Consider the following 9,826-nt stretch of genomic DNA (forward strand, 5'->3'; position numbering starts at 1 on the left):
TGAGTATACTTGCGGGCAAGGAGCGTCAATCGAGCTGCCCGAGCGGCAGGGTCGAGCAATATAAAGACATGGAGAGCGATGGTGGGCGGCCCGTTTGTCGGATGATTGAGAGCGGCAACCGAGGTTCAAGGAACCTCCCCCTGTGGGGGAGGCGATCGCGTAGCGATTGGTGGGGGGATGAGTTTCCGGCGCAGCGGCAGCTGAGAACGGCCCCCCTCCGTCCGCTTCGCGGACACCTCCCCCGGAGGGGGAGGATCTTGGGGCGCGGGTTTGCGGCCTCGCGCCTTGGCTGCGAGTTGATCGAAGGGATGCGGGGCGCCCGGGCGACGCCCGGAAGCTGTTTTGAGCAAGTTACCGTTTCGACGAAGCCGGGCGCTCCGCGCCGCCGTTTTCCATCAGCCTCCGGCCGGCGGCGCTGTTGACGCCTTGCCGGAACGCGCCCGCCGGTTTCCCGGAAGGCGCGCCGCGGGGCGGGGATGTCCTGGGTAGGAGCGTCTCGCCCGTTTGTCCCCGACGAAGCCGACGGCGGGCGGGCCTGGCCAGCGCCAGGTCCCCGAGCGTCCGGTTTTCCCGACCGGACTCTTTCCCGCTCGACTGCATCCCGCCGCCGCATGGTCGCTGGCCGTGCGCCCCTTCGGTGCGGCGAGACGGGTAGACTGTACGGCGGGTTTGAACGCGTCTGATGCAGGCGCGTGAGAAAGTTATAAGCTGTTGGATTGGTTCAGGAGTTTTCGGCGGACGCCGGGGATGGACGGGGCTCTATCCCCGTAAGCCCCTCCTGATCCTTCTCCCTAGAGGGAGAAGACTTGGAAGGCCGCGCCCCCGTCGCCTATGGCGACACCTCGCCCGGAGGGGGAGGATCTTTTCAGGTCGCTCCGCCGCTGCGGCGCGCGATCGCCGCGCGGGTGTCGTCCTGGGCGAGGCCAACGAGGCGTTCCATGGCCTGGCGGGCCTGGTCGGGGCGGCTGGCGGCGATGGCGTCGAAGACCTTCCAATGGTCGGGGATCGGATCGCGGGCCAGTTCGCGGTCGCGCTGCTTGAAGATCGTGGTCCAGCGCACGGCCGCCCCGATGCTGCTGGACAGGGTGCGCAGCGGTTCGTTGTCGGTGGCTTCCAGCACGGTGTCGTGGAAATCGCGGTCGGCCGCCCGGCCAGCCTCGGTGGCCAGGGTGTGCTGCTGCATCTGGATCAGCGCCGCGCGCATCCGCTCGAGCTGCTCGTCGTTGCGGCGCTCGGCGGCCAGGGCGGCGGCCGAGGGTTCGACGATCATTCGCAGTTCGTGCAGGCTGGTCAGGAACGCCTCGCTGGGCTCGGCCTCGAAGAACCAGGCCAGGACCTCGGGGTCGAGCAGGCTCCAGCGCGAGCGCGGGCTGACGCGGGTGCCTGCCTTTGGACGGCTTTCGACCAGCCCCTTGGCGGCCAGGATGCGGATGGCCTCGCGGTAGGCGCTGCGCGACACATGCAGCTTCTCGCTGGCGTCGATCTCGTTGTTGAGCACGTCGCCAGGCGCGTACTGGCCCGAGACGATGGCGATGCCGAGCGTACGCGCGATCGACCCGTGGATGCGGCCGGAAAAGCCTTCCTCGCGCTCGAACTCGCCGTCCGCGCCGCTACCCTTGCCCTTGACCACGCCGCCTCCACAAATCGCCGCGCGGCCTCGCCGCCGGTTCACGCGCCGACTCTAGCGAGACTAATTGTCTGACGACAAGGAAATTCACCGTCCGGCGAGCCGCAAGACGTCGTCCAGGCCGCGCTTAAAAGTATGATAAATCAGGCGATAGAAGGGATCACAAGGTTCTGGAGACCGCCCCGCCCTGCCCGCCGAAGACGCCGTCTCTCCTCGCGATCCGGGTTTGACAGGCCCGCGCCGATCGCTATTTGTCTGACTAATTATAGACGAGAGGATCCACCCATGCCCCTGCGGTTCGTTCAACTGAAGACGCCCGACGGCGCCCGCGCCCTGGCGGCGGTGGACGAGACCGGCGCGGCCCGCAAGGTCGGATCCGCCGACACCCTGTACGCGCTGGGCCAGCTGGCCATCGACAAGGGCGTCAGCCTGGCCGACGCCGCCCAGCCGCTGGGCGAGGCCATCGACGTCGCCGCCGCCCTGACCGAAGGCCGGGTGCTGGCGCCGATCGACCATGTCGACCCGGCCCACCTGATCATGACCGGCACCGGCCTGACGCACCTGGGCTCGGCCGAAGGTCGCGACAAGATGCACAAGGCGGCCCAGTCAGGCGAACAGCTCACCGACTCCATGCGGATGTTCCTGATGGGCGTCGAGGGCGGCAAGCCCGCCGCCGGCCAGGAGGGCGTGCAGCCCGAGTGGTTCTACAAGGGCGACGGCGGGCAGCTGGTCGGCCCCGGCCAGCCCCTGACCTCGCCCTCGTTCGCCAAGGACGGCGGCGAGGAGCCCGAGATCGCCGGCGTCTACCTGATCGGCCCGGACGGCACGCCCCACCGCCTGGGCTTCTGCCTGGCCAACGAGTTCTCCGACCACGTGATCGAGCGCGGCAACTATCTGTGGCTGGCGCACTCGAAGCTGCGCCAGGCGGCGCTCGGCCCGGAGCTGCTGAGCGGCGAGCTGCCGGCCGACGTGCGCGGCGCCAGCCGCATCGTGCGCGGGGGCGAGACCGTGTGGGAAAAGCCCTTCCTGTCGGGCGAGGCCAACATGTCCCACACCATCGCCAACCTGGAGCACCACCACTTCAAGTACGCGCTGTTCCGCCGCCCGGGCGACGTGCACGTGCACTTCTTCGGCACGGCCACCCTGTCGTTCTCGGAAGGCTTCCAGACGCAGGTCGGCGACGTGTTCGAGATCGAGGCCGCGCCGTTCACCCTGCCGGTGCGCAATCCGCTGGCCCAGGACGCGGCTCCGGCGCAGGTCACCGTGGCGGTGAAGGCGCTCTGATTTCCGGGATGCGAAAACCTCGCCCTTCGACAAGCTCAGGGTGAGGTTTTCTACTGCGCCGACAATGGTCCTCATCCTGAGCCTGTCGACGCCTGCCCTCGGGCGGGCCGCGCCAGCGGCGCGACCCGGGGGGGACGAGGACCACGCAAAGCAAGAAGGCCTCGCACCCTGCGGTGCGAGGCCTTCTCTTTTGCGGAATAGGCGGGGAGCGGCGGACCGCTCCCCTCCCTGATCACTCGGCCGGGGCCGACTGGCTCTCGAGGGCCACGGGCTCTTCCTCGACGCTCGTCCGGCTGCCCCACAGGGCGTAGAACAGCACGTAGAGTTCGCAGACGGCGGTGAGCAGGAACGAGATCTGCAGGCCGAAGTGGTCGGCCAGGATGCCCTGCACCACCACCAGCGCGCCGCCGGCGATGGCCATGACCAGCAGGCCCGAACCTTCCTCGGTCAGGGCGCCCAGGCCCTTGATGCCCAGGGTGAAGATGGTCGGGAACATGATCGAGTGGAACAGGCCCACGGCGATCAGGCTCCACATGGCCACCGGGCCGCTGGCGAAGACGGTGATGACCATCACCACGAAGGCCAGGCTGGAGAAGATGGCCAGCACCTTGCCCGGATCGACCTTGCGCATCCAGAAGCTGCCGATGAAGCGGCCGACCATCATGCCGCCCCACAGCAGGAACAGGTAGTTGGACGCCTGGGCGTGGGTCAGGTTGCCGATCTTGGGATCGGAGACGAAGTTGATGAACAGGTTGGAGACGCCGATCTCGGCGATCAGATAAATGAAGATGGCCGGGATGCCGAGCACCAGATTGCGGTGCTTGAGCAGCGAGTGCTTCTTGCGGTCCTCGGCGGCGGCGCGACGGCTCGAACCGCCCAGGTCCGGCAGTTTGTAGCGGCCGATGACCACGGCCAGGATCACCAGCACGACGGCGACGATGAAGTAGGGCAGTTGCACCGACTGGGCGTCGGCCAGGCGTTCGGCCTGAGTCATGACCTGGCCGGCTTCGGCGTTGCCCGAGGCGCTGCGGCTGAGGATCAGATAGCCGCCGAACAGCGGCGCCAGGGTGGTGCCCATCGAGTTGAAGGCCTGCACCAGGTTGAGGCGCGAGGAAGCCGTCTCCGGCGGGCCGACCACGGCCACATAGGGGTTGGCGGCGACCTGAAGCAGGGTGATGCCCGAGGCGATGATGAACAGCGCCGTGAGCACCACGCCGTACGACGGGATCCGCGCGGCCGGGATCATCAGCAGCGCGCCGGCGGCCATGATCAGGAGGCCGGTGACCATCGACTTCTTGTAGCCGATGGCCTCGATCAGCTTGGCCGACGGGATCGAGGCGAAGAAGTAGGCGAGGAACCACACCGACTCGATCAGGGTCGTCTGGGTGTAGCTGAGGTCGAACACCGAGCGCAGGTGCGGCAGCAGGGTGTTGTTGATGACCGTGATGAAGCCCCACATGAAGAAGAGGCTGGCCAGCAGCGTCAGGGCCGAGCGTTGGGCGCGCGGATCCGCGAGGATGCTGCCGCCTTCCCCGGCGGAGCTGGTGATCGGTGCGGGCATTCCCGGGTCTCCCGTGTGGAGCCGCCGACGTCTTGACGTTGCGCGGCGATTTTTTGTCTGAGTATATGGCGGCCTATTGGCCGTCAACGCCGACAGAGAGCGCGAACGGCCCGCCTGAGAGGAAACCCGATGAAGACCTGGCGCCACGCCCTGCCGAGCCTTGCCCTGTTCGCCGCCGCCGCGGCCGCTCCCATGGTCGCCCATAGCGCCGAAATCAGCCGCAAATCGTTCGGCCAGACGCCGGACGGCCAGGCCGTCGAAGCCATAACCCTGACGAATGCCAAGGGCGTCAGCGCCACCGTCATCACCTATGGCGCGACCTTGCAGGCCCTGGTCGCTCCCGACCGCGCCGGCAGGAAGGCCGACATCGTGCTCGGCTACAAGGACGCGGCCGAATACGTGAAGGCGGCCAACTATTTCGGCGGCTCGGTCGGCCGCTTCGCCAACCGCATCGGCAAGGGCCGCTTCACCCTGGACGGCAAGACCTACCAGCTGGCGCTGAACAACAACGGCGTGGCCGCGCTGCACGGCGGCGTCAAAGGCTTCGACAAGGTGGTCTGGACGGTGGTCGAGGCCAAGGCCGGCCCGGTGGCCTCGGTGACCTTCAAGCACGTCAGCCCGGACGGTGAGGAAGGCTATCCCGGCACGCTGACGGCCACGGCGACCTATGCGCTGGACGAGCAGAACCAGCTGACGGTGACCTACGGCGCGACGACCGACAAGCCGACCATCGTCAACATCACCAACCACGCCCTGTTCAACGTCGCCGGCGAGGGCTCGGCCGACGGCGCCATGGGCAATGTGCTGACCATCCCGGCCGACGGCTACAGCCCCGTCGACGGCGAGCTGATCCCGACCGGCGAGACGACGCCGGTGGCCGGCACCGTGTTCGACTTCCGCAAGCCCAAGGCCGTAGGCGACCAGATCCGCGACGCCAGTGATCCGCAGATCGTCGCCGGGCGCGGCTACGACCACAACTACGTGCTGACGGGCAAGTCGGGCGGCGCTCTGCGCCTGGGTGCGCGGCTGGCCGATCCCAAGAGCGGCCGGGTGCTGGAGATCCTGACCGAGCAGCCGGGCATCCAGTTCTACGCCGGCAACTTCATCGACGGCACCACGATCGGCAAGAGCGGCAAGATCTATCGCCAGGGCGACGGCATCGCGCTGGAGCCGCAGCACTTCCCCGATGCGCCCAACAAGCCGCAGTTCGCGCCGGTGCGGCTGGATCCCGGCCAGACCTACCAGAACAAGATGGTCTTCCGCCTCACCATCGAGAAATAGACCCGGCGAGAAATGAGCAAAAAAGAAGCCCGGCGGTTACCCGCCGGGCTTAGTTCATTAGGGAGGAAACGCCCAGGAAGGGCAGAGGCGCTCGCGCCTCACGGGGTTGTAGTTAGCGCTACCAGCTGGGTTTTCAAGCCCCTTCCTGCGAAAAGTGACGCTTTGTCGCAGAACATGTTCATTGAACCGCCTTTAGCGAGACCTTGCCGGCCGCGAGACCCGGCGCGGAGGCCGTGACGGTCAGCGAGGCCCCCTCGCCCGCCCCGCGCACAAGGGCCACGGCCTTGCCCTGCCAGGCCTTGCGGGTCGGCGAGGCGAAGGCGGTGTGGTCGGTGGGGGCGGCGTTGTCGGCGGCCACGAAGGCCCCCGCGCCGGAGACCTGGAAGGTGATGGCGTCGCTCGCCGAAGGCACGACCACGCCCTTGGCGTCGACCACCCGGGCGCGGACGAAGGCCAGGTCGTCGAAGCCCTTGCCGACCTTGTCGGTCTCGGCGGTCAGCTCGATGCGGGCCGACTTGCCGGCGGTGCGCAGCGTGTCTTCGAGCTTGACGCCCGGATCGCGGCAGGCGGCCTTCACCTCGCCGGGAGCGAAGGTGACGGTCCACTGGCGCGGCGAGGCGTCGGCCGGCAGCGGCTTGGCGCCCAGCCAGCGGCCATTGAGAGCGACGTCGACGCTGGCGCAGTTGGAATAGACCTCGATGGTCTCTTCGTGGGGCGACAGGTCCTGCGGGGTCCAGTCGTCGAAGATGGCGATCTTGGGCGGCGGGGTGGCGACGGCGACCATGGTCGGCAGGGCCGGCGCGGGACCGGCCCCGTCCGAGGACGGCGGCGGCGCGGCCGGCAGGGCGTTGCGCACGACGTGCAGCACCGGCTGTTCGGCCCACCACGAGGCCCGCTGCATGCCGATGATCTTCAGCGCGCCGGTGCGGTCGACGATGCCGGCGGGGTTGTCGATATTGGGCCAGCCGCTGCGGTCGGCCTCGCCCAGGTAGTCGACGCCGGTCCACAGGAACATGCCGGCATAGGCCGGGTAGTCGCGCACGGCGACCCACGAGGTGCGGGTCTTGCTGTTCTCGGTCCCGACGATGATCCGGGCAGGGTTTTGCTTGTGGGCCGCGATCAGCTCGTTCTCGCGATAGTTCTGGCCGACCACGTCGAGCATGTCGGCGAAGCCATTCTGGTAGTCGCCGGTCACGTTGGGACGGAACAGGCCCATGGTCACCGGCCGGGTCGGGTCGGTGGCGTGCATGACGTTCAGCAGGCTGGTCAGCGCCGCCTTGGCCTGGACCGGATAGGCGGTGTCGTGGATCTCGTTGCCGGCGCTCCAGATCACGATACTGGGGTGGTTGCGGTCGCGGCGGACCATGTCGCGGGCGTCGCGCTTGTGCCAGTCGCTGAAGAACAGGTGGTAGTCACCGGGCGTCTTGGAGACGTTCCACTGGTCGAACAGCTCGTCCATGACCACGAAGCCCATCTGGTCGCAGAGATCCAGGAAGTCGGGCGACGGCGGGTTGTGGGCGGTGCGGATGGCGTTGACGCCCTGGGCCTTCAGCGCCGCCAGGCGCTGGCGCCAGACGTCCATGGGCACGGCCGCGCCGACCGCGCCGCCGTCCATGTGCAGGGCCACGCCCTTGAGCTTGATGTTCTTGCCGTTCAGCCAGAAGCCGCTGTCGGCCTTGAAGGCGGCCTCGCGCACGCCGAAGGGCACGGTCTCGACGTCGAGACCCGCCCCGCCCTCTCCGACCACGCGGATCTCGGCGCGGTAGAGGTCGGGCGTCTCGAGATCCCAGCGCTTGGGCGAGGCGATGTCGAGCGAGAGCTTGAGCGTCTCGGTGCGGCCCGGATCGATGGCGACGGCGGGCGCGGCGCCACGGGCGACCTCCTTGCCGGACGGGTCGCGCAGCACGACCTCCAGGCCAGCCTTGGCGGCCGTGTTGGCGTCATTGACCACGTCGACGGCGATGTCGGCCGTGGCCTTGCCCTCGGCGATCTTCGTGACGCTGACGAAGGCCCCGCCCTGCTCCACGTGCTGGGCCGCGCTCTCGATCAGGCGGACCTTGCCGTAGACGCCCGAGCCGGCATACCAGCGCGAGGACGGGGCGTGTTCGGTGTCGGCCCGTACGGCCAGGACGTTGCGCCCATCGGCCTTGATGAAGTCGGTGATGTCGTAGCGCAGGGCCACGTAGCCGCTGGGGCGATGGCCCAGGTGGTGGCCGTTGATCCAGACGCCGCTGCGCTCCATCACACCGTCGAGCTCGACATAGACCCGGCGCCCCGGCGCGGGCGGCTTGACGTCGAGGGCCTTGCGGTACCAGCCGATGCCGGTGGGCAGGAAGCCGCCCGCCCCGCCGGCGCGGGCCTTGATGTCGAACGGACCACTGATGGCCCAGTCGTGCGGCACCGACACCTTGGCCCAGCCGCTGTCGTCGAAGGCGGCCGTCTCGGCGCCCTCGGGATCGCCCTGGAAGAAGGTCCAGCCTTCGGCAAGCGGCGTCGTCACCCGATCGGCGGCGACGGCCGGCAGGGCGCAGAGGCCAAGAACGGCCGCCAGGGCCAGGCGCGAGACGCCGCGCGTCAGGGAATGAGCCATCGTTTTCTCCCTGGGACGCGCCGAAACGCTAATCCCACATTTTGATATTTTGTGTCATTTTATGAAAACTCAGACAAAACGCCAGCCCCTCGCAACACTTCGTCTCAAAGACGGTGAACGGCGTGGTGAACCCTTTGCCGAGGGCGGCGTTTGGCAGCCCGAGTTCAGCGTACGAAGGGGTACGACATGCCAGGGGTCGTCGATGTCGTCCCGTGTGAAGGGGGCTGGTGCGTGCGGGTTCACGCCACAGGCGAGGTGCTGCATTTCGCCGGCGGCGGCGAGGCCGAACGGCGCGCGCGCAAGCTGGCCGCGGATGCGGCCGAGCCCATGGAAGTGCGGATTCACGATCGCGGGGGACGCCTGGTCGGCCGCTGGGTGGCCCAGGGGGCTGCGGCCTGAGGACGCCTCAGGCGCGCTTGGGCTTCAGCTCGACGATCGGCGCGATGCTCTCGGCCGCGGCCGAAGCGGCCTTGGCCTTGGCGGCGGCGATGCTGCGGCGCGAGGCGGCGAAGCGCAGACCAAGGAAGGCGCCGAGCACGGTCAGGGCGACGCCGGCGGCGATGGCCAGGCCCAGCTCCAGGCTGACTCCGGACAGGCTGCGGGCGGCCAGATAGCCAGGAGCCAGCAGGCTGGCGATCCAGACCACGGCCGACAGCACGTTGGCGGTCTGGAAGGTCCACCACTTCATCTGCAGGATGCCGGCCATGATCGGCACGAAGGCCCGCAGCGGCCCGAAGAAGCGGCCGATGAAGATCGAGGCGACGCCGAAGCGGCGGTTGAACAGACGGGTGCGGGCGATGGTGCGGCGATGATCGCGGAAGGCCGGGATGCGCAGCACGCGCGGACCCAGGCGACGCCCCAGGGCGTAGGACACCGCATCGCCCAGCACCGCGCCGATGGTGCACCAGGCCAGGACCTCGAAGGGATCGAGCACGCCGCCGCCGATCAGGGTGCCGGCCAGCAGCATCAGCGCCGTCGCGGGCACGAAGGCGCCGATCAGCACCAGGGATTCGGCGAAGGTAAGGGCCCCAAGGATCAAGCCCGCCCAGCTCTGGTGCTCGGTGACGAAAGCGGCGACGGATTGAAGCAAGTTGTCCATGGGGGTCCTTCGAGCCCCCACATGGAGATCAAGCCGCTTCGCCGCCAGAGCGTTGCGCGCCGTTGCGTCAATTAAACCCGACTGTGCCCCGGATGTCGCACCTTTGGGGACAACTTCGGGACGAGCCGTGCCGAAACGGCGCCACTCCCGAAGCAGCCTTCAAATCGTCATCCCGGGCGAAGGCGCAAAGCGCCGCAGACCCGGGACCCAGGGGCGACCGCACTGCGTTGGCGACCGCGATGGTGCGCTGTCATTCGCCTAGCCCAGTCCCCTGGGTCCCTGTGTATTGCGATGTAGGTCGGGCGGTCGCCTGATGGCTGGCGGGCGCAGCTCGTTGGGTCCCAGGCGTCACAGGCCGTGATCCGGCAAGGGCGCGTCCGCCAG

7 protein-coding genes are annotated in these 9,826 nt (G+C 68.5%); 3 read left to right on the top strand and 4 right to left on the bottom strand.

Annotated features, from left to right (window positions below; translation table 11 throughout):
- Positions 1–865 precede the first annotated feature (865 nt).
- The gene (locus tag SGCZBJ_RS21025) at positions 866–1,630 is read right to left on the bottom strand and encodes a FadR/GntR family transcriptional regulator (protein ID WP_101719884.1); all 765 of its coding nucleotides are present in this window, start codon (positions 1,628–1,630) and stop codon (positions 866–868) included.
- A gap of 282 nt (positions 1,631–1,912) precedes the next feature.
- On the opposite strand from SGCZBJ_RS21025, the gene araD1 reads away from it, so the two are divergent.
- The gene (gene araD1 / locus SGCZBJ_RS21030) at positions 1,913–2,911 is read left to right on the top strand and encodes an AraD1 family protein (RefSeq protein WP_101719885.1); all 999 of its coding nucleotides are present in this window, start codon (positions 1,913–1,915) and stop codon (positions 2,909–2,911) included.
- A gap of 232 nt (positions 2,912–3,143) precedes the next feature.
- On the opposite strand, the gene SGCZBJ_RS21035 is transcribed toward araD1, so the two are convergent.
- On the bottom strand, positions 3,144–4,472 hold the full coding sequence (locus SGCZBJ_RS21035) for a sugar MFS transporter (protein ID WP_101719886.1): 1,329 nt from the start codon (positions 4,470–4,472) through the stop codon (positions 3,144–3,146).
- 192 nt (positions 4,473–4,664) lie between these two features.
- Between SGCZBJ_RS21035 and SGCZBJ_RS21040 the strand changes: the two genes are divergently transcribed.
- Positions 4,665–5,753: an aldose epimerase family protein gene (locus SGCZBJ_RS21040; RefSeq protein WP_101719892.1), complete on the top strand. Its 1,089-nt coding sequence runs from the start codon at positions 4,665–4,667 to the stop codon at positions 5,751–5,753.
- Positions 5,754–5,931: 178 nt separating this feature from the next.
- Here the strand turns inward: SGCZBJ_RS21040 and SGCZBJ_RS21045 are convergent, their stop codons facing one another.
- Complete coding sequence (locus tag SGCZBJ_RS21045) at positions 5,932–8,343, bottom strand: glycoside hydrolase family 2 TIM barrel-domain containing protein (protein WP_101719887.1); 2,412 nt, start codon at positions 8,341–8,343, stop codon at positions 5,932–5,934.
- A gap of 186 nt (positions 8,344–8,529) precedes the next feature.
- On the opposite strand from SGCZBJ_RS21045, the gene SGCZBJ_RS25295 reads away from it, so the two are divergent.
- Entirely contained in the window at positions 8,530–8,742 is a 213-nt protein-coding gene (locus tag SGCZBJ_RS25295; protein ID WP_117590390.1) for a DUF2188 domain-containing protein, read from the top strand.
- Between the two features lie 7 nt (positions 8,743–8,749).
- On the opposite strand, the gene SGCZBJ_RS21050 is transcribed toward SGCZBJ_RS25295, so the two are convergent.
- Positions 8,750–9,442 carry a DedA family protein gene (locus SGCZBJ_RS21050; protein WP_101719888.1) on the bottom strand — a complete coding sequence of 231 codons (693 nt, stop codon included), beginning with the start codon at positions 9,440–9,442 and terminating at the stop codon, positions 8,750–8,752.
- Between the last annotated feature and the right edge of the window lie 384 nt (positions 9,443–9,826).

The sequence above is a fragment of the Caulobacter zeae genome (genome assembly GCF_002858925.1).
GTDB classification, from domain to species: domain Bacteria; phylum Pseudomonadota; class Alphaproteobacteria; order Caulobacterales; family Caulobacteraceae; genus Caulobacter; species Caulobacter zeae.

Bases quoted from the DNA above. Each gene is read 5' to 3' on its own strand.
- araD1 (WP_101719885.1), top strand. From the start codon at position 1,913: ATGCCCCTGCGGTTCGTTCAACTGAAGACGCCCGACGGCGCCCGCGCC.
- SGCZBJ_RS21035 (WP_101719886.1), bottom strand. From the start codon at position 4,472: ATGCCCGCACCGATCACCAGCTCCGCCGGGGAAGGCGGCAGCATCCTC.
- SGCZBJ_RS21040 (WP_101719892.1), top strand. From the start codon at position 4,665: ATGGTCGCCCATAGCGCCGAAATCAGCCGCAAATCGTTCGGCCAGACG.
- SGCZBJ_RS21045 (WP_101719887.1), bottom strand. From the start codon at position 8,343: ATGGCTCATTCCCTGACGCGCGGCGTCTCGCGCCTGGCCCTGGCGGCC.
- SGCZBJ_RS25295 (WP_117590390.1), top strand. From the start codon at position 8,530: ATGCCAGGGGTCGTCGATGTCGTCCCGTGTGAAGGGGGCTGGTGCGTG.
- SGCZBJ_RS21050 (WP_101719888.1), bottom strand. From the start codon at position 9,442: ATGGACAACTTGCTTCAATCCGTCGCCGCTTTCGTCACCGAGCACCAG.